Source organism: Stenotrophomonas sp. YJH_SMC_33, from assembly GCF_059372295.1.
In genome coordinates this window covers 103896-127052 of record NZ_JCAFVJ010000003.1, presented here as the reverse complement: position 1 = coordinate 127052, position 23157 = coordinate 103896, and the positions used below count along the sequence as shown (strand labels likewise).

22 protein-coding genes, 1 tRNA gene and 1 pseudogene are annotated in these 23157 nt (G+C 67.6%); 4 read left to right on the top strand and 20 right to left on the bottom strand.

The genetic code is table 11. The features are described 5' to 3' along the window. Positions 1-5 precede the first annotated feature (5 nt). From AC5P9W_RS07230 to AC5P9W_RS07205, 6 genes are all read right to left on the bottom strand, one after another. Positions 6-560 (bottom strand): NuoB/complex I 20 kDa subunit family protein, encoded by a 555-nt coding sequence (locus tag AC5P9W_RS07230; protein WP_005410463.1) that lies wholly within the window; start codon positions 558-560, stop codon positions 6-8. After that, positions 551-907, bottom strand: a complete 357-nt coding sequence (locus AC5P9W_RS07225; protein ID WP_010486426.1) for an NADH-quinone oxidoreductase subunit A — start codon at positions 905-907, stop codon at positions 551-553. The genes AC5P9W_RS07230 and AC5P9W_RS07225 overlap by 10 nt, the downstream gene beginning before the upstream one ends. A 111-nt stretch (positions 908-1018) precedes the next feature. Further along, positions 1019-1103, bottom strand: a tRNA-Leu gene (locus AC5P9W_RS07220). Positions 1104-1154: 51 nt separating this feature from the next. Beyond that, positions 1155-1592 carry a preprotein translocase subunit SecG gene (gene secG, locus AC5P9W_RS07215; RefSeq protein WP_019660586.1) on the bottom strand — a complete coding sequence of 146 codons (438 nt, stop codon included), beginning with the start codon at positions 1590-1592 and terminating at the stop codon, positions 1155-1157. Between the two features lie 31 nt (positions 1593-1623). Further along, on the bottom strand, positions 1624-2379 hold the full coding sequence (gene tpiA / locus AC5P9W_RS07210; RefSeq protein WP_021203422.1) for a triose-phosphate isomerase: 756 nt from the start codon (positions 2377-2379) through the stop codon (positions 1624-1626). Between the two features lie 682 nt (positions 2380-3061). After that, complete coding sequence (locus AC5P9W_RS07205; protein ID WP_050563262.1) at positions 3062-4039, bottom strand: isopenicillin N synthase family dioxygenase; 978 nt, start codon at positions 4037-4039, stop codon at positions 3062-3064. Positions 4040-4191: 152 nt separating this feature from the next. Between AC5P9W_RS07205 and AC5P9W_RS07200 the strand changes: the two genes are divergently transcribed. From AC5P9W_RS07200 to AC5P9W_RS07190, 3 genes are read left to right on the top strand one after another with little or no spacing between them, the layout of a single operon-like run. Beyond that, positions 4192-6075, top strand: coding sequence for a DUF3413 domain-containing protein (locus AC5P9W_RS07200; RefSeq protein ID WP_495218995.1), 1884 nt, complete (start codon positions 4192-4194; stop codon positions 6073-6075). Positions 6076-6095: 20 nt separating this feature from the next. Beyond that, entirely contained in the window at positions 6096-7241 is a 1146-nt protein-coding gene (locus tag AC5P9W_RS07195) for a glycosyltransferase family 4 protein (protein ID WP_058981121.1), read from the top strand. Beyond that, on the top strand, positions 7234-8091 hold the full coding sequence (locus AC5P9W_RS07190; RefSeq protein ID WP_021203418.1) for a polysaccharide deacetylase family protein: 858 nt from the start codon (positions 7234-7236) through the stop codon (positions 8089-8091). Before AC5P9W_RS07195 ends, AC5P9W_RS07190 begins: the two co-directional genes overlap by 8 nt. A gap of 79 nt (positions 8092-8170) precedes the next feature. On the opposite strand, the gene glmM is transcribed toward AC5P9W_RS07190, so the two are convergent. From glmM to trpB, 5 genes are all read right to left on the bottom strand, one after another. Beyond that, the gene (gene glmM, locus AC5P9W_RS07185; protein ID WP_111102200.1) at positions 8171-9532 is read right to left on the bottom strand and encodes a phosphoglucosamine mutase; all 1362 of its coding nucleotides are present in this window, start codon (positions 9530-9532) and stop codon (positions 8171-8173) included. After that, on the bottom strand, positions 9532-10407 hold the full coding sequence (gene accD / locus AC5P9W_RS07180; RefSeq protein ID WP_019660593.1) for an acetyl-CoA carboxylase, carboxyltransferase subunit beta: 876 nt from the start codon (positions 10405-10407) through the stop codon (positions 9532-9534). Before accD ends, glmM begins: the two co-directional genes overlap by 1 nt. Before the next feature lie 214 nt (positions 10408-10621). Then, the gene (gene trpA / locus AC5P9W_RS07175) at positions 10622-11431 is read right to left on the bottom strand and encodes a tryptophan synthase subunit alpha (RefSeq protein WP_019660594.1); all 810 of its coding nucleotides are present in this window, start codon (positions 11429-11431) and stop codon (positions 10622-10624) included. Position 11432: 1 nt separating this feature from the next. Continuing rightward, positions 11433-12122: a hypothetical protein gene (locus tag AC5P9W_RS07170; protein WP_021203416.1), complete on the bottom strand. Its 690-nt coding sequence runs from the start codon at positions 12120-12122 to the stop codon at positions 11433-11435. Beyond that, positions 12119-13336 carry a tryptophan synthase subunit beta gene (trpB, locus tag AC5P9W_RS07165; RefSeq protein ID WP_014647880.1) on the bottom strand — a complete coding sequence of 406 codons (1218 nt, stop codon included), beginning with the start codon at positions 13334-13336 and terminating at the stop codon, positions 12119-12121. Before trpB ends, AC5P9W_RS07170 begins: the two co-directional genes overlap by 4 nt. A gap of 96 nt (positions 13337-13432) precedes the next feature. Here trpB and AC5P9W_RS07160 point away from each other — a divergent pair, with 96 nt between their 5' ends. After that, on the top strand, positions 13433-14320 hold the full coding sequence (locus tag AC5P9W_RS07160; RefSeq protein WP_111102201.1) for a LysR family transcriptional regulator: 888 nt from the start codon (positions 13433-13435) through the stop codon (positions 14318-14320). Positions 14321-14368: 48 nt separating this feature from the next. On the opposite strand, the pseudogene AC5P9W_RS07155 reads toward AC5P9W_RS07160, so the two are convergent. From AC5P9W_RS07155 to prmB, 9 genes and pseudogenes are all read right to left on the bottom strand, one after another. After that, a pseudogene (locus AC5P9W_RS07155) lies at positions 14369-14797 on the bottom strand (peptidoglycan-binding protein); the annotation flags it as partial. 68 nt (positions 14798-14865) lie between these two features. Next, positions 14866-15522, bottom strand: a complete 657-nt coding sequence (locus tag AC5P9W_RS07150) for a phosphoribosylanthranilate isomerase (protein ID WP_019660598.1) — start codon at positions 15520-15522, stop codon at positions 14866-14868. Beyond that, a complete protein-coding gene (gene truA / locus AC5P9W_RS07145) occupies positions 15519-16289 on the bottom strand; it encodes a tRNA pseudouridine(38-40) synthase TruA (protein ID WP_019660599.1) in 771 nt (256 codons plus the stop codon). Before truA ends, AC5P9W_RS07150 begins: the two co-directional genes overlap by 4 nt. A gap of 32 nt (positions 16290-16321) precedes the next feature. Continuing rightward, on the bottom strand, positions 16322-16684 hold the full coding sequence (locus AC5P9W_RS07140; RefSeq protein WP_021203413.1) for a VOC family protein: 363 nt from the start codon (positions 16682-16684) through the stop codon (positions 16322-16324). A 26-nt stretch (positions 16685-16710) separates the two neighbouring features. After that, positions 16711-18771: a FimV/HubP family polar landmark protein gene (locus AC5P9W_RS07135; RefSeq protein ID WP_111102202.1), complete on the bottom strand. Its 2061-nt coding sequence runs from the start codon at positions 18769-18771 to the stop codon at positions 16711-16713. A gap of 130 nt (positions 18772-18901) precedes the next feature. Then, a complete protein-coding gene (locus tag AC5P9W_RS07130) occupies positions 18902-19930 on the bottom strand; it encodes an aspartate-semialdehyde dehydrogenase (RefSeq protein ID WP_019660602.1) in 1029 nt (342 codons plus the stop codon). Positions 19931-20020: 90 nt separating this feature from the next. Continuing rightward, the gene (locus AC5P9W_RS07125; protein WP_206621212.1) at positions 20021-21058 is read right to left on the bottom strand and encodes a 2-hydroxyacid dehydrogenase; all 1038 of its coding nucleotides are present in this window, start codon (positions 21056-21058) and stop codon (positions 20021-20023) included. After that, positions 21051-22154, bottom strand: coding sequence for a chorismate synthase (gene aroC / locus AC5P9W_RS07120; protein ID WP_111102204.1), 1104 nt, complete (start codon positions 22152-22154; stop codon positions 21051-21053). The genes AC5P9W_RS07125 and aroC overlap by 8 nt, the downstream gene beginning before the upstream one ends. Beyond that, the gene (gene prmB / locus AC5P9W_RS07115; RefSeq protein WP_021203410.1) at positions 22151-23080 is read right to left on the bottom strand and encodes a 50S ribosomal protein L3 N(5)-glutamine methyltransferase; all 930 of its coding nucleotides are present in this window, start codon (positions 23078-23080) and stop codon (positions 22151-22153) included. The genes aroC and prmB overlap by 4 nt, the downstream gene beginning before the upstream one ends. Positions 23081-23157 lie beyond the last annotated feature (77 nt).

Genomic DNA, 23157 nt, shown 5'->3' with positions numbered 1-23157 from the left:
AGGGGTCAGCGGGCGATGGTCTGTGTACGCCAGATCTTCTTCTGCAGCTGCAGGATCCCGTACACCAGCGCCTCGGCGGTCGGCGGGCAGCCCGGGACGTAGACGTCCACCGGCACCACGCGATCACAGCCGCGCACCACAGAATAGGAGTAGTGGTAGTAGCCGCCACCGTTGGCGCAGCTACCCATCGAGATGACCCACTTCGGGTCCGGCATCTGGTCGTAGACCTTGCGCAGCGCCGGGGCCATCTTGTTGACCAGGGTGCCGGCCACGATCATCACGTCGGACTGACGCGGCGACGGGCGGAACACCACGCCGTAGCGGTCGAGGTCCAGGCGCGCGGCACCGGCGTGCATCATCTCGACGGCGCAGCAGGCCAGGCCGAAGGTCATCGGCCACATCGAGCCGGTGCGCGCCCAGTTCAGCAGTGCATCGACGCTGGTAGTGACGAAGCCCTTCTCCAGCAGCGGGTTGTCGCCTTCCGGCCGCAGGATGTCATCAACCCGGCCTTCCGGCGTGGGGTTGTTCATGAGGCCATCGAGAGTCTGAATCACTCCCATTCCAGCGCTCCCTTCTTCCAGACGTAAATGAAACCGAGGAACAGCATGCCGACGAACAGGCCCATGGTGATGAGCGAGCGGGCGCCCAGTTCCATGAAGACCTGGGTCCACGGCACGATGAAGATGATTTCCAGGTCGAAGACGATGAACTGGATCGCGATCAGGTAGTAGCGCACATCGAACTTCATGCGCGCGTCTTCGAAGGCCTCGAAGCCGCACTCGTACGGCGAGAGCTTTTCCAGATCGGGGCGGCGGGGACCGAGGAATCGACCAACCAGCATCAGCGTAACGCCGATACCGGTGGCAACGATCAGAAACAGCAGAGACGGCAAATATTCGGCCAGCACAGCGATTCTCTCTTGCCTCTGCCGCCGCGCCTGCAGGCGCTTTGGCATGGGGGAGTGGACGGGAATCTGCCTGGCGCCTTGCGCGCCAGACGAACCCGCTTTACTTACAAATGGTGCCCAAGAGGGGACTCGAACCCCTACGACTTGCGTCGCTACCACCTCAAGGTAGTGCGTCTACCAATTCCGCCACCTGGGCAAACGATCACATCAGACTATCTTCCCGATGCGCCGCGTATTGTAACCGGCTTCAGTGTTTCTGGGAGCCTTCCGAAGGCTTTTCTTCACCAGAAACCGAAGATTCCGCCTGAGCCGGCACATTCGCCGCCGGAACCGGGGCGGCCGGGACCGCATCGGCCTTCGGAACGGCCGGCAGTTCGCCCGCCGGAGCCGCCGGCGCGCTGGCCGCCGGGGCGGACATCAGGCCCAGATCCTGGTCGGCCGCCGGGCGGCTGCCGTGACCGGCATACCAGGCCATGAAGAGACTGATGCCGAAGAACACCACGGCCAGCCACTTGGTCGACTTGGACAGGAAGTTCGAGGCGCCGCGCGCACCGAACACCGTGCCCGAGGCACCAGCACCAAAGCCCGAACCTGCCGCCGCACCCGAGCCACGCTGCATCAGGATCAGCGCGATCATGGCCACAGCGACCAGCACGTAGACGACATTGAGGATCAACATCAGCATTGGAAACCGCCCTCGGACAATACTTCTAGGATTAGTTCGCGGCCGCCGCCCGTGCGATGGCCAGGAAGTCCGCGGCCACCAGGGAGGCGCCGCCGACCAGCCCACCATCGACATCCGGCTGCGCGAACAGTTCCCCGGCATTGTCGGGCTTCACGCTACCGCCGTAAACAATGGGCAGTGAATCAGCGATTCTAGCATCGATGCGCGCGACTTCGCCACGGATGAACGCGTGCACCTGCTGTGCCTGTTCCTTGCTGGCGGTACGGCCGGTACCGATGGCCCAGACCGGCTCGTAGGCGACCACAGCATTGGCGAAACCTGCCGCGCCGACCAGCTCCAGCACCGGCGCCAGCTGGCTGGCGATGACCGCTTCGGTCTGCCCGGCCTCGCGCTGTTCCAGGGTCTCGCCCACGCACAGCACCGGCACCAGGCCGGCGTGCTGGGCGGCGGCGAACTTGCGCGCGACCAGCTCGCTGCTCTCATGGTGGTACTGGCGGCGCTCGGAATGGCCGACCAAGCCGTAGCGGGCCCCAACCTCGACCAGCATGGCCGCGCAGACCTCGCCGGTGTAGGCGCCCTTCTCGTTGCTGCTCACGTCCTGCGCGCCGAAGGCCAGGCCGGTCTCGCCGAAGTCCTCGACCAGCTCCCCCAGGTAGGGCAGCGGCGGCAGGATCACCACGTCCACCCCCTCCAGCGGAAGCCCGGCGGCCACCTGCCCCAGCAGTTCATTGGCGAATTGACGGCTGCCATGCAGCTTCCAGTTTCCGGCGACGATCTTGCGGCGCATGAGCGGGTGGCTCCTGTGTGAAGTCAGCCGGTCATGATACCCGTTACGGCAAAAATCCGTTTCCGTGTAAGCGGTTACATGGATTTTCAGCCAACGGCGCAGCGCCTCGTGGCGGGAGTTTGGTTGGGTTGGTCGCGGAAAGCCCGGTTGGATTGGCGGGCTTGGCCGGGCGGGTGGGGATGGCGGGGGACGCCGTAAACTCGTCCCTGGGGGCTTGGCCGCGGCATCCCCACCCGCCCGGCCTCTGACACATTCCAGCGGTTCCGCCCGCCACGGAAAGAAAAAAGAAGAGCAAATGCAAAAGCGGCATTGCGGGTGGCTGCCGGGTTGGACCAGCCCCTACCCCACTTCGATCCGACAGATCTCATCCACGCAAGGCCTGGATCTACCGCGTCGACCAAGGTCGACACCCACCGGGAATCGCGATTTACCCACCGTCACCGGGAAACTGTCGAAGGCGGGGAGGTGTCGGATGGCGGGGTGTCCGCGGCAGGATGCCGCGGCCAAGCCCCCAGGGATGGGTCCACGGCGTCCCCGCCATCCGACACCTCCCCGCCTCCCCACGGAACACCCCAGAGCCGCTTTGGCTTTGGCTTTGGCTTTGACTTTGGCTTTGGCCTCTGCGGGTGCAGGGTGCAGCCCTGCAAAGAAAAAGGCCGCCTTTCGGCGGCCTCACTTCTCTTTACTTCAGCTTGATCTCGCGCAGGCGCTCCTCGAGGAAGCCGTGGGCGGTGATCGGCTCCGGGTACCGGCTCGGGTTCTCCGGGGTGATGCACGAGGGCAGCACGTCGATCAGGAAGTCCGGGTTCGGGTGCAGGAAGAACGGCACCGAGTAGCGCGGCTGGCGCGCCAGCTCGCCCGGGGGATTGACCACGCGGTGGATGGTCGACGGATACACGTGGTTGGTCAGGCGCTGCAGCATGTCGCCGATGTTGACCACAATGGTGTCCGCGTCTGACGTGAACGGCACCCACTCGCCATCATGCGACTGCACTTCCAGGCCTGCGGCACTGGCACCGACCAGCAGGGTGATGAAGTTGATGTCGCCATGGGCACCAGCACGCACGTTCGGGATGTCGTCGGTGGTGATCGGCGGGTAGTGGATCGGGCGCAGGATCGAGTTGCCGAAGTTGGTCTTGTCGGCGAAGAAGTCTGCCGGCAGGCCGATATGCAGGGCCAGCGCCGACAGGACGCGCGACCCCAGGTTGTCCAGTGCCTGGTACAGGCCATAGCCGCGCTCACGGAAGCCCTCGACCTCGGTCGGCCACAGGTTCGGCGCCATCACATCGCGGTACTTGGAGTCGTCGGCGATCTCGCGGCCGATGTGCCAGAACTCCTTCAGGTCGAAGTGCTTGGAGCCCTTGGCCGTCTCCACCCCAAACGGGGTGTAGCCGCGGGCGCCGCCGCTGCCGGCCACGTGGTACTTGCGCTTGACCTCTTCGGGCAGGGCGAAGAAGGCCTTGAAGGCATCGTAGGCCGCATCGATGTCGGCCTGCGGAATGCCGTGGTTGCGGATGCCCGCGAATCCCCATTGGCGGTAGGCCGCGCCCAGCTCGGCCACGAAGGCCTCGCGGTCGCTGTCGAAACGGGTGATGTCGAGGGTGGGGATCTGGCTCACAGCGGTTCCTGGCTTGTCATTGGGTCTGGGGGGCCAGCGCATTCATGGCCCACCTGAACATTGTGACAGATCGCCCGGGGGACGCCACCCGATACGAAGAAACAAACAGATACAATGCGCGACCCGCGCGCGGCCCCACGATTCTGTCACCCCGGGGATCCCGCCGCCTGCATCACCCGCCGCCCCAGTCCCTCATGCGCCCTGCTCCCTCTGCCGACACCGCCCTGCCCTCCGGCCCCGCACGCCACTGGCGCCGCCTGGCCTGGTGGTCGCTGTTCGTGGCCGGCAACGCGCTGCTGGCCATGGCGATCACGCTCGGCAACGTACCGCTGGCCGACAACCCGGGGGGCAGCGTGGGCCTGGCCTATCTGGCCGTTGCCCTGCCCGGTCACCTGCTGGCATTCGGCGCCCTCGCCGGCCTGCTGCCGCTGCTGATGGGCCTTTGGCCGCGCAGCGCACGCCCCCTGAGCCTCAGCGCCCTGCTGCTGCAGGGCCTGTGGCTGTGCCTGTTGCTGGTTGATGCAAAGGTTTTCACTCTGTATCGGTTTCACCTCAATGCCATGGTGGTGAACATGGTGTTCGGCGGTGCGCTGCAGGACCAGGTCGCGTTGTCGTGGAAGACCTGGCTGCAGGCCGGACTGCTGGTGGCCGCCATCTTCACGGCTGAAGGACTGTTGGCCTGGGCATGCTGGAAGCTGCTGCCCGCCCGGCCGCGCCGCCGCCGGGTCCTGCAGGGGTGGGCCATCGTTGCGCTGCTGATGGCCGGCGGCCAAGCCGCCACGGCCTATTACGATGCCCGCGGCGACCGTGCCGTCATCGCGCAGTGGAACTACCTGCCCTGGGCACAGCCGATCACCGCCAAGAGCTTCATGCGCAGGCTCGGGGTCATAAGCGAACAGCAGGCGGGCCTGCCCGACCCGCGCCATGCGCAGCTGCTGTATCCGCTCCAGCCCCTGCGTTGCCAGAACCCACACCGCCCCAATGTGCTGATGGTGGTGCTGGAATCGCTGCGCCAGGACGTGCTGACGCCGCAGCTGATGCCCAACACGTCGGCGCTGGCGCAGGACGCGCGCGTGTTCGATCGCCATTTCAGCACCGGCAATGCCACCCGCTACGGCCTGTTCGGCCTGCTCTACGGCCTGCCCGGCGGCTACTGGCAGAGCATGCTGGACGAACAGCGCGGCTCGCAGCTGTTCCAGGTGCTGGGCCAGCAGGGCTACGACCTGCACCTGTACGGCAGCGCGCCGTTGTACAGCCCGGAATTCGATCGCACGGCATTTGCCGATGTGCGCGACCGGCTGCACCAGGGCCCTTCCGCCCTGACCCCCGACAAGCGCGACGCAGCCATCGTCGCCGCGCTGCGGAATGACATCCGCAGCAGCCAGGCGGCGCAGCACCCATGGTTCGGCTTCGTGTTCCTCGACGCCACCCACGCCGGCTACCACCTGCCCGCCAGCTACCCACCGGTAGCCACGCCGATGGCCAAGGAGATCGACTTCCTGTCCTTCGGCCCGGACCACGACCCGACGCCGGAACTCAACCGCTACCGCACTGCCGTGCACTATGCCGACAGCCTGATCGGTTCGCTGCTGGACGACCTGCGCGCGCAGGGCCTGGCCGAGGACACCATCGTGCTGGTCACCGGTGACCATGCCGAAGAGTTCAACGACCTCAAGCTGAACTACTGGGGCCACAACGGCAACTTCTCCGATTACCAGCTGCAGGTCCCGTTCGTGCTGCATTGGCCAGGCAGGGCCGCTGGCCGCGACGTCCGCACCAGCTCGCACGAAGACTGGGTACCGACGCTGATGCGCCATGCGCTGGGCTGCGAGAACGCATTGACGGACTTCAGTACCGGCCAGGACCTGCTGGCCACGCCCGCCGCCAGCGAACGTGCACTGGTGGTGGAGAGCTGGTCGCAACGCGCTGTACGCCATGGCGATGCCATCTACGTATTCGACAAGTTCGGCAACGCCACCGCGCTCGACCGGCACTACCGCCCGCTGCCGCAGCAGGCTCCGGACGCCGCAGCCATCCGCTCTGCATGGGAAGCGCTGACCCGCTTCCGCAACCGCTGATCTTCAAGGACCGATCCTGCATGAACCGTCCTCTGCGCATCCTGCATACCGAAGCCGCCAAGGGAATGGGCGGGCAGGAGATCTACATCTTCCGGCACATGCAGGTGATGCGCGCGCGTGGCCATGAGGTGTCATTGCTGTGCCAGCCCGATGCACGCCTGGCCACACTGGCACGCGAGGACGGATTCACCGTGCATACGCTGCGCATGGGTGGCCTGGCACGCCTGCTGCGCGGCATGTGGTCGGTATCGCGGCTGGTGCGCCGCGAACGCTTCGACGTGGTCAATACCACCAGCCGCCGCGATGCGCTGATCGCCGCCGCCGGTGCACGCCTGGGCGGCACGCCGCTGGTGGTGCGCTCGCGCCATCTGATGAGCCCGGTCAACTCGTTGCTGACCTATACCAAGCTTCCACACCGGGTGCTGACCGTCAGCAGCTTCGTCAAGCAACTGCTGGTCGACCGCGGCATTCCAGCCGAGCGCATTGGTATCGTGCCGCCGATCGCGGTGCCTCCACGCTGGAGTGATATCCGCAAGGCCGATCCTTGGCAGTGCCTGCAGGACGTACGCGCGGAAGTGCGTGCCGAGCTTGGCTTCGGCGAGCAGGACATCGTGGTCGGCTGCGTGGCCGTGCTGCGTGAGCCCAAAGGCCATGCCGACCTGCTGCAGGCGATGGTGCCGCTGTGCAAAGCCAACCCGGACCTTCACCTGGTGATTGTCGGTGATGGCCAGGCCGTGACGGAACGACTGCAGGCGATGTGCGCCGAGCACGGGCTGCAGCGCCAGGTCCACCTGCTCGGCTACCGCGATGGAGCCTGCAGGCTGATGGCCGGCTTCGACATCTTCGCACTGGCTTCGCACAAGGAAGCGGCCGGCACCGTATTCCTGGAAGCGGCCTACGTGGGCGTACCGATCGTCGCCACGCGGGTGGGCGGCGTGCCGGAAATGGTGATCGATGGCAGCAATGCGATTCTCACCCGTTTGGGTGACAATGCCGCCCTGACAGGTGCATTGCGCCTGCTGGTGGACGACCCGGAACGGCGACGGCAGATGGGGCGCGCTGGCTGGGAGTGGATGCACGGCGCACATCGCTTCACGCCGGACGGCCACGGTGAAGCGACCGAACACTACTACCACCAGTGGCTGAAGGAGCTGGGACATGGCTGATGCACGAACCGTTCCGGTGCTGATGCACCACCACGTCAGCCCTTCGCCGGGCATGATCACCGTGTCGCCGGAGAACTTCGAAAGCCAGATTGCGTGGCTGGCAGCCAATGGCTGGACCTCACTGACGCTGGAGCAGTACGCCGGCTTCCTGGCCGGCAAGCCGGTGCCGCGCAAGTCGATCGTCATCACCTTCGACGATGGCTATCTCGACAACTGGGTGTATGCGCACCCGATCCTGCAGAAGTACGGCATGCACGCGGTGGTGTTCGTGGTCACCGGCTGGATGGGCGAAGGCCCGGAACGTCCGCACGCCGGCATTGCCGGCGCGGCACTGCCGTCGACGCCGGACCATCGTGGCTGCGAAGCGGCGATCTACGAGCAGGACCGCAGCGACGACGTGATGATGCGCTGGAGCGAAGCACGCGCGGCCATTGCCGCCGGCACCTTCGAAGTGCATTGCCATACCCACACCCACACCCGCTGGCTGCGCCGCGACGATCTGGACCGTGCGCAGCGCCGTGCGGGCCTCAGCCGGGATCTGGCGATCTCGCGCGACGTCCTGCAGGACAAGCTCGGCGAGGTGTCCGATACGCTGTGCTGGCCCTACGGCGATTTCGACCAGGACCACATCGAGGTGGCACGCGAGCAGGGCTTCCGCTACCTGCACACCACCCACCCGTTCGGCCGCAACGTGGTCGGCGGTGATCCGGAGCGGATCTACCGCTTCGCGATCCGCAACCGCCCGGCCAGCTGGCTGCGCAAGCGCATCGCGCAGAGCTACAACCCGCTGATCGCGCCACTGTTCAATGGCTTCAAAGCGCGCCAGAAGAAGATGGTGCCGGGGCCATAAGCACCACGCCCCTGCCGGTTGAATGAAAAACGCCCCGGCTTTGCGGGGCGTTTTTCGTTGGTGCGTATGTGCACGCGCTTCAGGCAGCGGCTTCACGCACCGCTGCGGACAGGCGGTCCAGCGTGTCCTGCATCAGCGTGGCGTCATCGGCCTCGACCGTGACCCGCACCACCGGCTCGGTACCGGACGGGCGCAGGAACGCGCGGCCACGGCCGGCGACAGCCTGCTGCGCCACAGCCAGCGCGGACTGCACGCTTTCAGACTGCACCGCAGTCTTGGCCGGGACATTGCCCAGACGCACGTTCACGGTCTTCTGCGGTACCCGCACAAGGCCCTTCAGCGCCTGGCGCAGGGTCTGCCCACTGTTGCGCAGCGCGACCAGCACCTGCAGGGCGCTGACGATGCCGTCCCCCGTGGTGGCGCGGTCCAGGCACAGCAGGTGGCCGGAGGCTTCACCGCCGAGCACACCACCGCCTTCGATCAGCGCCTGGTGCACGTAGCGATCGCCGACATTGCTGCGAACGAATGGAATCTGCAGGTCGGCGAGGGCCTTCTCGATGCCATAGTTGCTCATCAGCGTGCCGACCACCGGGCCGCGCAGGCGGCCTTCGGCCTTCCAGGCACGGGCCAGGATGTACAGCAGGTCATCGCCATCGACCGGGTTGCCCTGGTCGTCGGCCATCAGCACGCGGTCGCCATCACCATCGAAGGCGATACCGAGATCGGCGCCGGTCTCGCGGACCTTGGCCGCAAGGTTGTCGATATGGGTGGAGCCCACGCCGGCGTTGATGTTGATGCCATTGGGCTCGGCGCCGATGCCGATCACCTCGGCACCCAGTTCGCGGAACAGCAGCGGCGCGATCTGGTAGGTGGCACCATGCGCGCAATCCAGCACCAGGCGCAGGCCACGCAGATCGAATGTGCGCGGCACGCTGGCCTTGCAGAATTCGATGTAGCGGCCGACCGCTTCGCGTGCACGGAATGCCTTGCCCAGCTTTTCCGATTCGGCGGTGGTGAACGGAACGTCCAGCGCCGCCTCCAGGGCCAGCTCGGTGGCATCGTCGAGCTTCTCGCCCTGGGCCGAGAAGAACTTGATGCCGTTGTCGTAATGCGGGTTGTGCGAGGCGCTGATGACGATGCCGGCGTCCACGCCCAGCGTGCGGGTCAGGAACGCCACCGCCGGGGTCGGCATCGGACCCAGCAGCTGCACGTCGGCACCGGCGGCGACCAGGCCGGCCTCCAGCGCCGCCTCGAACATGTAGCCGGAAATGCGGGTGTCCTTGCCGATCACCACGATCGGCCGGCGTCCGTCCTGGCCACGCTGGGCGAGCAGGACACGGCCCAGCGCATTGCCCAGGCGCAGCACGAAGTCGGCCGAGATCACGCCCTGCCCGACCCGGCCACGGATGCCGTCCGTGCCGAAGTACTTGCGGGCACCCATCAGGCTACCTGCGGCGCGGGCTGCCGACCCAGCATGGCGAGCAGATCGGACAGGCGGTCGCGCAGTTCGCGGCGATCGCAGATCTGGTCGATGGCACCGTGCTCCAGCAGGAACTCCGAACGCTGGAAACCTTCCGGCAGCTTCTCGCGCACGGTCTGCTCGATCACGCGCGGGCCGGCGAAGCCGATCAGTGCCTGCGGTTCGGCGATGTTGATGTCGCCCAGCATCGCGAACGACGCCGAAACGCCGCCGGTGGTCGGATGGGTCAGCACCGAGATGTACGGCAGCCCGGCTTCACGCAGCTTGCCCAGCGCAGCGGAGGTCTTGGCCATCTGCATCAGCGAGAACAGGCCTTCCTGCATGCGCGCGCCGCCACTCTGCGAGAAGCACACGTAAGGCGCACCGATCTCGACCGCGGTTTCTGCGGCGAGCGCGAAACGCTCGCCCACCACCGAGCCCATCGAGCCCCCCATGAAGGCGAAGTCGAACGACGAGGCGACCAGCGCACGGCCCTTGAGCAGGCCGCGCATGGCGATCAGCGCGTCGTATTCGCCGGTGTTCTTCTGCGCGATCTTGATGCGCTCGCTGTACTTCTTCTGATCCTTGAACTTGAGCAGGTCGGTCGGTCCCAGGCGCGCACCGATCTCGGTGGTGCTGTCGGCATCGAACAGGGCCGCCAGGCGCGCACGCGCGCGGATCGCCATGTGGTGGCCGCACTTCGGGCAGACCTCCAGGTTCTCTTCCAGTTCCGGACGGTACAACGCGCTGCCGCAGTTGCTGCACTTTTCCCACAGGCCCTCGGGGACACTGCGCTTCTTGCTGGGGGTGTTGTCGGTGCGGATGCCGGACGGCATCAACTTGCTGAGCCAACTCATGCGGGAGGACACTTCCGTTCAGGGCGGCCCATGGGCCGCAAAGGCGGACAGTCTAGCTCCGCTTTCCCCGGCCGTGCACCCCCTTGCCAGCTACGGGGCAGCCGGAAAAACCATGCTGGGACGTACGTTTAGGTGCTGCGCGGTGCCGGCCGCTGGCCGGCGGCCCTGCACGCGGGTGGGTACGGACGATGCCGGCCAGCGGCCAGCATTACCGCTACGCGTCCAGCGCCTGCCGCAGCGGGGCGAGGAACGCCCGCGCACGCTGGGCCGCGTCTTCAGCCGAGCCCGCTTCGGCCAGCGCCGCCACCAGCGCACTTCCGACCACCACGCCATCCGCCTGGCGGGCCATGGCTGCGGCACTGCCGGCGTCCTTGATGCCGAAGCCCGCCACCACCGGCACCGAGGCGCGCGCGCGCAACGCCTGCAGGCGGGCGCTGGCGGCGTCGCTGTCCAGGCGCTCGGAGGCGCCGGTCACGCCGGCAAAGCTGACGTAATAAAGGTAGCCACGAGCCAGGGCCAGCAGCTTGTCGGCACGCGCCTGGCTGGTGGTCGGCGACGCCAGCAGGACCAGCGCCAGGCCCGCTGCATCGAAGGCCTGCTGCGCTTCAACGGCTTCTTCCGGCGGAAGGTCGACCAGCAGCACCCCGTCCACGCCAGCCTGCACGGCCGCCCCGGCGAAGGCAGCGTAGCCGTGGATCTCCACCGGGTTCAGGTAGCCCATCAGCACCACCGGGGTGTGCGCATCACGCTCCCGGAACTGCGCCACCGCCTGCAGCACATAGCGGCTGCCGGCTCCCCGCGCCAGCGCGCGTTCGGAACTACGCTGGATGGTCGGGCCATCGGCCATCGGATCGGAGAACGGCACGCCCAGTTCAATCACGTCGGCACCAGCATCGACCAGCGCGTGCATGACCGGCACGGTGGCTTCCAGCGAGGGATCACCTGCGGTGATGAAGGGAATCAGCGCCTTGCGCTGCTGTTCGCGCAGGCGCTGGAAGCAGGCATCGAGTCGGGATACGGACATGTCAGGTACATCCTTCGATCAGGTCAACGGCGCCGCTGGCGCCCCAGTACATTCGGGAGATGGTGCCGTCGACGATCTCCACACGGATCGCCAGGTCGGAACCGGGGTCCTGCCAGAGCAGGCTCTCGCCGGCCTCCGCATCATCACCATAGGGTTGCGTGGAAACGCCCTTGGGCAACTGCTGGAAGGCCTGCGCGCGTGGCATGCCCAGATGAAGGCCGAACGGCCCAGGCTGCAGCACCACCTGGCCGGAATCGTCGATGGGGGCCAGGTCGAAGCGCACCACGTCGCCGTCCTGCACCATCATCGCCACGCCCTCGGGCAGCGTGCCGCGCTCGTAGTACTCGCAACGCCCAGCGGTCGACTCGCCCAGCCCGGCCGAGTGCCACTGCGCCTCGCCCTGCAGTTCGCTGAAGGGCTGGCCGATCAGCACCTCACCGGCATGGTCCAGGGCCACCGACACCACCGCCCGGGCCGCCTGGTCCTCGCCGCCATCGCCTGCCGTGAACATCGCCGGGCCCTCGATCGGGCGATGTGCGGCCTCATCGTCGTTGCTGGCCGGTTCGCGTGCCGGGGCGATCGCCGCGGGGGCGGCCGGGGCCGGGGCAAGCACCGGTGGATCGGGCGGCGTGCAGCCGCCCATGCCGATCACCAGCACCAGCGCCCCGCCGTGGCGCAGCACGTGATTCACAGCACAAGCCCTTCGCGCGCGGCGATGGTGTGCACGTCCTTGTCGCCGCGGCCGGACAGGTTGCACAGCACGATCTGGTCACGCGGACGCTCACGCGCCAGCTTGATTGCCTGTGCCAGCGCATGGCTGGATTCCAGCGCGGGCAGGATGCCCTCGGTATGCGCCAGCAGATGGAAGGCCTGCAGCGCTTCCTCGTCGGTGATGCCGAGGTAGCGCGCGCGGCCGGTATCGGCCAGGAACGCGTGCTCCGGGCCGACGCCCGGATAGTCCAGGCCGGCCGACACCGAATGGGTCTCGATGATCTGGCCGTCATCGTCGCACAGCACGTACGTGCGGTTGCCGTGCAGCACGCCGGGGCGGCCTGCCGCGATGGAGGCGGCATGGCGACCGGTACTGATGCCATCACCGGCGGCTTCGGCGCCGACGATCTCGACCTGGCGATCGTTGAGGAAGGCGTGGAACAGGCCGATGGCGTTGCTGCCGCCGCCGACGCAGGCGGTGATCGCATCGGGCAGGCGGCCGTACTCGGCCAGCATCTGCTCACGCGCTTCGCGGCCGACGATGGCATTGAAGTCGCGCACCATGCGCGGGTACGGGTCCGGTCCAGCCACGGTGCCGATGATGTAGAAGGTGTCCTGCACGTTGGTCACCCAGTCGCGCATCGCTTCGTTGAGCGCGTCCTTCAGGGTGGCCGAGCCGGAGGTGACCGGCACCACCGTCGCACCGAGCAGCTTCATGCGGTAGACGTTGATCTTCTGCCGCTCGATGTCGGTGGCGCCCATGTAGACCACGCATTCCAGGCCCAGACGCGCGGCAACGGTGGCACTGGCCACGCCATGCTGGCCGGCACCGGTCTCAGCGATGATGCGCTTCTTGCCCATGCGTGCGGCCAGCAGTGCCTGGCCGATGGTGTTGTTGATCTTGTGCGCACCGGTGTGGTTCAGGTCCTCGCGCTTGAGCAGGATCTGCGCGCCGCCGACGTGATCGCTCAGGCGCTGGGCGTGATAGATCGGGCTCGGCCGGCCCACGTAGTGCGCCAGGTCGCGGTCATAGGCCGCCTGGAACGCGGGGTCCTGGCGGGCCTGGTCATAGGCCTGGGCCAGTTCCTGCAGCGGGCCGACCAGGGTTTCGGCGACGAAGCTGCCGCCGTAGCGGCCGAAGTGGCCCTGGGCATCCGGGAAGGCGTGGTAGTCGGCAATGGGGGAGGCAGACATGGATACGACCGGTGGTTCAGACAGGTGGATACTCTAGCGCACGGGTCATGACCGGAAAATGGATATTATCTGGCACATATCGTCAGGAAATCTCACGTGAGCCGCTCCCTGCTGCCTCCCCTCAATGCGCTGCGCGCGTTCGAAGCCACTGCCCGCCTTGGCGGCGTCGGGCGCGCCGCACAGGACCTGCACGTCACCCACGGCGCGGTCAGCCGGCAACTGAAGCTGCTGGAGGATCATCTGGGCCTGGCGCTGTTCCAGCGTGCCGGTCGCGGCCTGCGCCTGACCGCTGCGGGCACGCGCCTGCAGGCAGCGTGCAGCGAGGCCTTCGCCGGGATCGAAGGCTGCGTGCGCGAGCTGCGGCGGCCCGCGGCCTCCCCAGCACTGGTACTGGGCTGCAGCGGCAGCGTTCTGGCGCGCTGGATGATTCCGCGCCTGCCCGTGCTGCAGGCCGCCCTGCCCGGCGTGCGCCTGCAGTGGTCGGCGCTGGACGGCAGTTTCACCGAAGCGCAGGCGGCGCTGGACGCCGTGCTGTTGCTGGCGCAGGGACCGTGGCCACGCGGCTGGCAGGTCCGCGAGCTGGCACCGGAACGGGTCGGTGTGGTGGTGGCCCCGTCACATCCGGCGGCGCAGCGCCTGCGGCAGGCACCGCCCTCGGCACTGCTGCAGGAAACCGTGCTGCACACCACGTCACGTCCACAGGCTTGGCCCGCCTGGGCGCAGGCACACCGCCTGGACCCGTCAAAGCTGCAGCTGGGCACCGCTTTCGAACATCTCTATTACCTGCTGGAAGCAGCCGTGGCCGGGCTGGGCCCGGCAATCGCGCCCGAGCCGCTGGTGGCCGAAGATCTGGCAGCAGGCCGGCTGGTCGCACCGTGGGGGTTTGCGGCCACCGGCGGCTTCTGGGTGCTGGCGCGGCCGGATGGCCCGGCCGATGCACGGGTAGACGCCCTGGCCGACTGGGCAGCAGCGCAACTGCGATGAGACGAGGCCCCGGGCGGCATTCACCTCCCGGAGCCGGCAACGCAGGCCTCAGCGACCGCCCATCGCGACCCGCTGCTGCTCCTCATGCACCTGCTGCTGGTGCGACGGATCTGCCAGCAGCTTGGCACTGGTCTGCTCCAGCGACGGCGGCGCCTGGGCCAGATCGACAGCGGTGCGGAAGCCCGGCGTCGTGCCCATCACGAACGGCTTGCCATCCTGCACCGTGATGCTCTGCAGCTTGTGGGCCGCGTCGATACCGTCCTGCTTTGCATGCAGGGTGATATTGGCCGCAGCCTCTTCGGAAAACACGCTGGGAAGCTTGCTGCGGCCAGCGTTGTGCAGTGCGTGGTCCGGATGCGATGCATCGTTGAGCGACGGCCCTTTGGACACAGCCGCTGCGGGTTCATGACCCTGCACATGCCCCGCCGCCAGGGCGGCAGCGGTGTGGCGACCGACGATGCCGTCGGCGGACAGTCCCTGGTTGAGGGTCTGCTGCAAGGCTCACCGTCGACGATGACATCCCGGCGCCCCTCAGGTGACGCGGATCACTCCAGGACGGTGCAATCGGCGCGCCGCACTTCCTCGACGAAGGTGCGCATCTTGTAACCGTCCTTGATGCCCGGCTCCAGTTCGATACCGCTGGAGACGTCCACCCCCCACGGCAGCGTCGCCAGCACGGCGTCGTAGACGTTTTCCGGGTTCAGGCCACCGGCCAGCAGGAACGGCCGATGCAATCCGGTCGGGACGCGGCCCCAGTCGAACGCCACGCCGGTGCCGCCACCGCCACCCGGCGCGTGGCTGTCGAACAGGAAGCCGGCAGCGCTGGGATAACGCAGTTGCAGGGTGCGGGCATTGACCTCTTCGCGCCCCCCCATGGCAATCGCCTTCAGGTACGGCATGTTGAAGCTGCGGCAGAAGCTCTCGTCCTCCTCGCCATGGAACTGCAGCAGCGTCGGTCGTACCGTGCGCAGCACCTCGCGCACTTCTTCCTTGCTGTTGTTGCGGAACAGCGCAACCACGTCGACCATCGGCGCGATTGCCTGGCGCATCGCGCGCGCCTCGGCAGGCGCGACCCGGCGGCTGCTCTCGCGGGCAAAGATGAAACCCACTGCGTCCACGCCCAGCTCACCGGCCAGACGGACATCGCCGGCGCGGGTCATTCCACAGAACTTGATGCGTGTACGGTAGTAGGAACGGCTCATAGCGTGACCTCGGCGGGCAGATGCCAGTTGTCGGGGTACAGGGGCCCAAGGAACACCAGGCCCTGCGGCGGTGCGGTGGGACCAGCTACGGTGCGGTCGCGCCCAGCCAGCAGTTCGGCGATCCATTCCACCGGTTTTTCGCCGCTGCCCACCAGGATCAACGATCCGACGATATTGCGGACCATGTGATGAAGAAATGCATTGCCACGCACTGCGACTTCGATCACTTCGCCCTGGCGGCTGACCTGCAATGACTGCAGCTCACGCCGGGCATGCAGCGCCTGGCACTGCACCGAACGGAACGCGCTGAAATCGTTCTCGCCGAGCAGGGCCTGGCCGGCGGCGTGCATCAGGGTCTCGTCCAACGCGCGGCGCTCCCAGCTCAGGGTCTGCCGGTCCAGCGCGGGCCGCACCTCGCGGTTGAGCAGCCGATAGCGGTAGCGGCGCGCACGTGCCGAGAAGCGCGCATGAAAATCATCGGCCACCGGCACGCACCAGCGCACCGCGATCGAACGCGGCAGGCGGGTGGTGGTGCCGAGCATCCAGGCGCGCGGGTCACGCACCACGTCAGTGTCGAAATGCACGACCTGGCACTGGCCGTGCACACCGGCATCGGTGCGGCCGGCGCAGACCACCTGCAGCGGCGCATCCGCCACCGATGACAGGGCCTGCTCGAGGCTGGCCTGCACGCTGGGACCACCCTCGCCCAGGTTCTGCCAGCCCCTGAAATCGCTGCCGTCGTACTCGACGCCAAGCGCATAACGCATGTGCTACCTCGATGTTGCGGGTGGGGCGGCGCTCAGGCCGGATCGCGTTCGGACCAGACCGCCAGTTCGTTGCCACCGGGCTCGACGAACTGGAAGCGGCTGCCACCGGGGAAGGAAAACACCGGGCGTACGATCTGGCCGCCGGCGTCGCGCACGGCGGCCTCGACCGGAGCCAGATCGTCGGCATACAGCACCAGCAGCGGTGCACCGCTGTCGTCGGCCCGCTGCGGCTGGCCACGGAAGAAGCCGCCCTGCAGGCGGCCATCGTCGAAAGCCGTGTAGTCGCTGCCGTAGTCGACGAATGACCAGCCGAACGCCGTTTCGAAAAAGGCACGGCTGGCGGCCGGGTCGCTGGAGGCGAATTCAACGTAGTCGATACGGCGCTCGCGGCTCATGGCAGGGTCCTTGTCGGCGGGTTCGGTCACGGCAGGCGGGCAAGCAGTTCGCGGGCCTGCGCCTGGCTGTGCAGGTCACCGCCCTCGGCCACTTCCAGCAACAAGGTGCGCGCCGTCTGCGCGTCACCCAGATCGAGGTAGGCAATGGCCAGTTCCAGGCGCTCCTGGCCGGCACGTGGCGACCAGCCCGCGTCATCGGCAGGCGCGGGTGCGCTCGACGCGGTGTCGTCGGAATGAGCAGCCTCGGTGCTGCCACGGTCGATGCCGTCGATGGCTTCGGGACCTGCGGCATCCGCCGGAGACGGGTTCTCATGCGCGTCGGCCGGCAGATCGAACACCCCGCGGAACTGCGGCTGCCGTTCGGCATGCAGTGCGTAGTCTGGCACCACCACTTCGGCCGGCACCTGCGGTACAACGCTATCGTCCTGCAGCGGCTCGGCCGGGACCACCTCGTCGCCGGTGGTTGCGGGATCGTCCCAGCGCGGCAGATCGGTCAACGCTTCGGGCAATGCCACCGCGTCCTGGTCGCGCAGCGTGTCGGCCTCCTGGTCGGCCCGCACCGCGTGCTCAGCGGTGGGTTCGGCGACCACCACGTCGTGCACTTCGGTTCCGGTCGCCCACGCAGGCATCGCCGGTTCCTGGCGGCCGTTGCCGGCATCAGGCGACGACCACGAGGACTGCTCGGCCAGCGCATCCAGCGCGGCACCTGCCGGCACCGCTGCGGCCAGGCCGGCGGCATCGTCTTCCTCACGCAGCGGCGGCAACGGCGACGGCTTGCGACGACGCAGCAGCCAGGCCGCCCCCGCCACCAGCAGCAGTACCGGCAGCCCCAGCCAGTACCACGGTGTCGCCGCATCACGAGCACCCGGCGCCTGCGCCAGGCGCTGCTGCGCAGCGGCCAGGTCGTTGTCCTTCATCGCGATCAGCGACTGCTGCTGTTCCCTGAGTTTCTCCAGGTCGGCCACGCGCTGCTTCAGCTCGCCGATCTCGGCATCACGGGTGGCGATGTCCTCACGCGCCTGACGCAGTTGTTCGTTGCCCAGCATGTCGCCCTCGCTGCCGGCAGCTGTGCCGGTGGTTGTGCCCGCGTGCGCGGCGTCTGACGCCAGCGCCGGAGCGATCTCAAGCCGTGGCCCGTTGGCCGCAGCCGGGGAAGAAGCGTTCGTGGCTGCCGCCCTGGCAACCGGTGCGAGCATGCCCGCCGGTTGCGGCACGGTACGCGCCTGACGCCATTGCGCGGCGTGCTCGCGCACCAGCGTCGCCGCTTCGGCGGCGTCGACCGCCGCAAGCGCATCGCTGCCCGGCATGCGCAGCACCGCGCCCTGCTTGAGCAGGTTGACGTTGCCACGGATGAAGGCTTCGGGATTGGCACGCAGCAGGGCGATCATCGCGCGGTCGCGACTGACCTGGTTGCCACGCGCCACCACCCTGGCGATCTGCGACAGGGTCTGACCGCGTTGTACGGTGACGCTGCCATCGGCCGCCGGTGCAGCGACCGGCGCGGAGGCCGCACGCGGGCGTGCTGCTGCAGCCGCCACCGCAGATGGCGGCGCAGCGGGCGCCTCTGCGGCTGGCACCGTTGCCAAAGCCGGTGCAGGTTCGCGCACGATCGTATTGGAGAGCGTGCCTGCCGGCGCGACGATTTCCGGCTCGGCCACGGCCAGCGCACTGGGCGGCGCATCGACCAGCGCCGAGTACTCGCGCACCAGGCGGCCCTGGCCCCAGTCGGCTTCGATCAGGAAGCTCAGCGACGGCGTCTCCACCGGTGCCTGCGAGGTCACCCGCACCACCGCTCTGCCCTGCGTGTCGCGGGTCAGCTCGAACTGCAGTTCGCTGACCAGTCCGGTCGGCCGCTGCAGGCCGACACGCTCGAAAGTGACCGGCGAGGCCAAGGCCACCCGCAGGTTTTCCAGCTCGGACGGATCGGCCGAAACGACCGGGATTTCTGCCAGCAGGGGCTGGCCCGGCCTGGACAGGACGCGGATGTCGCCCAACCCCAGGGCGAGCGCCGAACTGCTGGCCAAGGCGAGCAGCGCTGCGGACAGATAGGTGAGCGGGCGCTTTGCGCCCCTGGCCCGTTTATTCATGGGCGACACTATAAAGCGTGCGGACCAAGGTCCGCACCCATGTAGAGCCGAGCCCATGCTCGGCTGCATGGCCTGAGCCGAGCGTAGGCTCGGCTCTACAGAAAAGGACGGGCATTGCCCGGCCTCTCCATCAACGCTGCTCGGCGGCAACCAGCTCGGCCAGCTGTACGGCATTCAGGGCTGCGCCCTTGCGCACGTTGTCCGACACGATCCACAGGTTCAGGCCACGCGGGTGCGAGAGGTCCTCGCGGATGCGGCCGACGTACACCGCGTCGGTGCCTGAGGCGTGGGTGACCGGGGTCGGGTAACCACCGGCCTCGTGGCGATCCACCACTTCGATGCCCGGCGACTGCTCCAGCAGCGCGCGCGCTTCGGCGACCGTGACCTTGTCTCGGGTCTCGATCGCCACCGACTCGGAGTGGCCGTAGAACACCGGCACGCGCACCGCGGTCGGGTTCACCAGGATGCTGTCATCGCCGAGGATCTTGCGGGTCTCCCAGATCAGCTTCATTTCTTCCTTGGTGAAGCCGTTGTCCTGGAAGTCATCGATGTGCGGGATCAGGTTGAAGGCGATCTGCACCGGGAAACGCTGCGGATCGATCTCCTGGAAGCTGAGCAGCTGGCCGGTCTGCTTGCCCAGTTCCTCCATCGCCGAGCGGCCGCCGCCGGACACCGACTGGTAGGTGGAGACGTTGATGCGCTCGATGCCGTACTTGCGGTGCAGCGGTGCCAGCGCCACCAGCATCTGCATGGTCGAGCAGTTCGGGTTGGCGATGATGCCGCGCGGACGGTTGGCGACCTGTTCCGGGTTGACCTCGGACACCACCAGCGGCACGTCATCGTCGTAACGGAAGGCCGAGGAGTTGTCGATCACCACCGCGCCTGCTGCGGCGAACTTCGGTGCGTACTCCTTGGACACGCTGCCACCGGCCGAGAACAGGGCGATCTCGACGCCGGTGGGATCGAAGGTGGCCAGGTCCTGGACCTTGACCTTCTGGCCGTTGAACTCGATCTCGCCGCCGGCCGAACGCTCGGAGGCGAGAACGCTCAGGGTGCCGACCGGGAAATCACGCTCGGCCAGGATCGACAACATGGTCTCGCCGACGGCGCCGGTGGCACCGACGACGGCGACGTGGAAACTGCGCTGTGCATTGCTCATGGGGGAACTCTCACGAAAACGGGAATGGGGAAAAACACGCACGACAGCTGGGTTCGGGGAACCTCCTCAAGCGGGGCGCGCGGAGGTTCCCTATCGTTTCCCGGTTTTTTTGCCCAGCGTCACGCGCGCGGCCATCGCCGCATCAGCGTTGATCGCGCTCGGCATGCGCGACGGGCCGCCGTCCAGGCCGAGCCCAGCAACCAGGTTATCCACGGCCAGCTGTACCATCGCCGTGCGCGTGGCCAGCGAGGCGCTGCCGATATGCGGAGTGAGCACGACGTTGCGCAGCGCCAGCAGTTCCGGGCGCACCGTTGGCTCGCCCTCGTACACATCCAGGCCCGCCGCAGCCAGGCGACCGTTGGCCAGCGCGTCGGCCAGCGCGATCTCATCGACCAGGCCACCGCGGGCGATATTCACCAGCGTCGCCGACGGCTTCATCTTCGCCAGTGCGGCGGCATCGATCAGATGATGCGAGGCCGGCGTGTACGGCAGCACCAGCAGCAGGTGGTCGGACTGTGCCAGCAGCGTATCCAGATCCACATAGGTCGCGCCCAATTCCGCCTCGGTCGCCGCCGGCAGCTGCGAACGGTTGCGGTACAGCACCTTCATGCCGAAACCGTGCGCGCCGCGACGGGCGATGCCCTGGCCGATGCGGCCCATGCCAAGGATGCCCAACGTGCTGCCGTGGATATCGGCACCGAGCATGGTCTGGAACGACCACTGCTGCCACTGCCCTTCGCGCAGCCAGCGCTCGGACTCGGTAATGCGGCGCGCGGTGGCCATCAGCAGGGCGAAACCGAGATCGGCGGTGGTTTCGGTCAGGACGTCCGGCGTGTTGCTGGCCAGGATGCCGGCCGCGCTGAGCGCGTCCACATCCAGGTTGTTGAAGCCCACCCCGACATTGGCGATCACCCGCAGCTGCGGGGCGCCGGCCACCTGGGTCGCGCCGATGCGCTCGTTGAGCGTGATGATCGCGCCGTCGGCGCTGGCCAGTTGTTCGGCGATCTGGTCCGGCGCCCAGGCGGTGACGGTGTCGGTGCTGCGCAGCTGCACGCGATCGCGCAGCGGCGCGATGGCCGCGTCGATCAGCGGCTGGCTCACCCACACGATCGGCCGCGTGTCAGCCATCGATCTGCCCGGGAATGCGCGGGGTGACCGTGCCGACATCGCCGCACTGCGCGCGGTGGCGCAGCGCCTGGTCCATCAGCACCATCGCTACCATCGCCTCGGCGATCGGGGTGGCGCGGATGCCGACGCAGGGGTCGTGGCGGCCGGTGGTGACCACCTCGACCACGTTGCCGGACGTATCCAGCGACGGGCCCGGCAGGCGCAGGCTGGAGGTCGGCTTCAACGCGATCGAGGCGACCACCGGCTGGCCGGTGGAAATGCCACCGAGGATGCCACCCGCGTGATTGCTGGCGAAGCCCTGCGGGGTCAGCAGGTCGCGGTGTTCGGTGCCCTTCTGCGCGGCGCTGGCGAAACCGTCGCCGATCTCCACGCCCTTCACCGCGTTGATGCTCATCAGCGCGGCAGCCAGTTCACCGTCGAGTTTGCCGTAGATCGGCTCACCCCAGCCCGGCGGCACGTTGTCGGCGACCACGTCCACGCGCGCACCGACCGAATCTCCGGACTTGCGCAGCGCGTCCATGTACGCCTCCAGTTCGGGCACCTGTGCAGCGTGCGGCCAGAAGAACGGGTTGTCTTCCACCGCCGACCAGTCGAAACCGGCCGGGGTGATGTCGCCCAGCTGCGACAGGTAGCCGCGCACGGTCACGCCGAAGCGCTCGGCCAGCCACTTCTTGGCGACCACCCCGGCGGCTACGCGCATGGTGGTTTCGCGCGCCGAGGAACGGCCGCCACCGCGCGGGTCACGGATGCCGTACTTGTGCCAGTAGCTGTAGTCGGCATGGCCCGGCCGGAACTGCTGGCCGATGTTGGCGTAGTCCTTGCTGCGCTGGTCGGTGTTGCGGATCAGCAGCGCGATCGGGGTGCCGGTGGTCAGGCCCTCGTACACGCCAGAGAGGATCTCGACCTCGTCGGCCTCGCGCCGCGCGGAAGTGTGCCGGCTCTTGCCGGTGGCACGGCGCTGCAGGTCGTGGGTGAATTCGGCCGCGTCCAGCGCCAGCCCCGGAGGGCAGCCATCGATCACGCAGCCGATGGCCGGCCCGTGCGACTCGCCGAACGTGGTGACGGTGAACAGCTTGCCGAACGAATTGGAGCTCACGGGCGCTGCGCCGCCAGTTCGGTGATGCGTGCGCTGTGGGCGATCAGCTCGCGGCATTCGACCGCGAAGATACCCATCTGGCCGACCTTGAACTCGATCCAGGAAAAATCGACTTCCGGCAGCAGCTTGATCAGGTGCTGCTCGGATTCGCCCACTTCGCAGATCAGCAGGCCGTCCTCGCTCAGGTGCAGCGGCGCGTCACGCAGGATCTTCAGCACCAGGTCCAGGCCGTCGTCGCCGGCACGCAGGCCCATCTCCGGCTCGTAGGAGTATTCCTGCGGCAGGGCGTCGGTCTCGTCGTTGGTGACGTACGGGGGGTTGGTGACGATCAGGTCGTAGTGGCGGCCGGTCAGGCCGTTGAACAGGTCCGACTTGATCAGGGTGACGTTGTGCGCCTGCAGGCGTTCCTTGTTTTCCTCGGCCAGCGACAGTGCTTCGTCACTGAGGTCGACGCCATCCACTTCCCAGTTCGGGTAGTAGTGGCCCATGGCGATGGCGATGCAACCCGAACCGGTGCACAGGTCCAGCGCACGGCTGACATCGCGGCCGGCCAGCCACGGCTCGAAGCCGCATTCGATCAGTTCGGCGATCGGCGAACGCGGCACCAGCGCGCGCTTGTCGCTCTTGAAGCTCAGGCCGGCGAACCAGGCCTCACCGGTCAGGTAGGCGGCCGGGATGCGTTCATCGATGCGACGCTGGAACAGTTCCAGCACGCGCAGCTTTTCGGCCTGCAGCAGGCGCGCCTGGCCATAGGCCGGGCCCAGATCGTGCGGCAGGTGCAGGCTGTGCAGCACCAGCTGGGTGGCCTCGTCCAGCGCATTGTCGTAGCTGTGACCGAAGGTCAGCCCGGCTTCGTTGAAACGGCTGGTGCCGTAGCGGATCAGATCGATGATCGTGTGGAGTTCGGCGGCCGTTTCAGCGGTCATGGCGGTACTGCGGGCAAAGTGGGCCCCGATTATAGGGGCTGGCGCCCGCGGCAGCATCCGTTGCGGCGGAAACGATC

Bases quoted from the DNA above. Each gene is read 5' to 3' on its own strand.
- AC5P9W_RS07230 (WP_005410463.1), bottom strand. From the start codon at position 560: ATGGGAGTGATTCAGACTCTCGATGGCCTCATGAACAACCCCACGCCG.
- secG (WP_019660586.1), bottom strand. From the start codon at position 1,592: ATGCTGATGTTGATCCTCAATGTCGTCTACGTGCTGGTCGCTGTGGCC.
- accD (WP_019660593.1), bottom strand. From the start codon at position 10,407: ATGAGTTGGCTCAGCAAGTTGATGCCGTCCGGCATCCGCACCGACAAC.
- AC5P9W_RS07125 (WP_206621212.1), bottom strand. From the start codon at position 21,058: ATGGCTGACACGCGGCCGATCGTGTGGGTGAGCCAGCCGCTGATCGAC.
- trpA (WP_019660594.1), bottom strand. From the start codon at position 11,431: ATGTCCGTATCCCGACTCGATGCCTGCTTCCAGCGCCTGCGCGAACAG.
- tpiA (WP_021203422.1), bottom strand. From the start codon at position 2,379: ATGCGCCGCAAGATCGTCGCCGGAAACTGGAAGCTGCATGGCAGCCGT.
- AC5P9W_RS07200 (WP_495218995.1), top strand. From the start codon at position 4,192: ATGCGCCCTGCTCCCTCTGCCGACACCGCCCTGCCCTCCGGCCCCGCA.
- glmM (WP_111102200.1), bottom strand. From the start codon at position 9,532: ATGGGTGCCCGCAAGTACTTCGGCACGGACGGCATCCGTGGCCGGGTC.
- AC5P9W_RS07135 (WP_111102202.1), bottom strand. From the start codon at position 18,771: ATGAATAAACGGGCCAGGGGCGCAAAGCGCCCGCTCACCTATCTGTCC.
- trpB (WP_014647880.1), bottom strand. From the start codon at position 13,336: ATGTCTGCCTCCCCCATTGCCGACTACCACGCCTTCCCGGATGCCCAG.
- AC5P9W_RS07150 (WP_019660598.1), bottom strand. From the start codon at position 15,522: ATGAGCCGTTCCTACTACCGTACACGCATCAAGTTCTGTGGAATGACC.
- AC5P9W_RS07130 (WP_019660602.1), bottom strand. From the start codon at position 19,930: ATGAGCAATGCACAGCGCAGTTTCCACGTCGCCGTCGTCGGTGCCACC.
- AC5P9W_RS07195 (WP_058981121.1), top strand. From the start codon at position 6,096: ATGAACCGTCCTCTGCGCATCCTGCATACCGAAGCCGCCAAGGGAATG.
- AC5P9W_RS07190 (WP_021203418.1), top strand. From the start codon at position 7,234: ATGGCTGATGCACGAACCGTTCCGGTGCTGATGCACCACCACGTCAGC.
- prmB (WP_021203410.1), bottom strand. From the start codon at position 23,080: ATGACCGCTGAAACGGCCGCCGAACTCCACACGATCATCGATCTGATC.
- truA (WP_019660599.1), bottom strand. From the start codon at position 16,289: ATGCGTTATGCGCTTGGCGTCGAGTACGACGGCAGCGATTTCAGGGGC.
- AC5P9W_RS07140 (WP_021203413.1), bottom strand. From the start codon at position 16,684: ATGAGCCGCGAGCGCCGTATCGACTACGTTGAATTCGCCTCCAGCGAC.
- AC5P9W_RS07205 (WP_050563262.1), bottom strand. From the start codon at position 4,039: ATGCGCTGGCCCCCCAGACCCAATGACAAGCCAGGAACCGCTGTGAGC.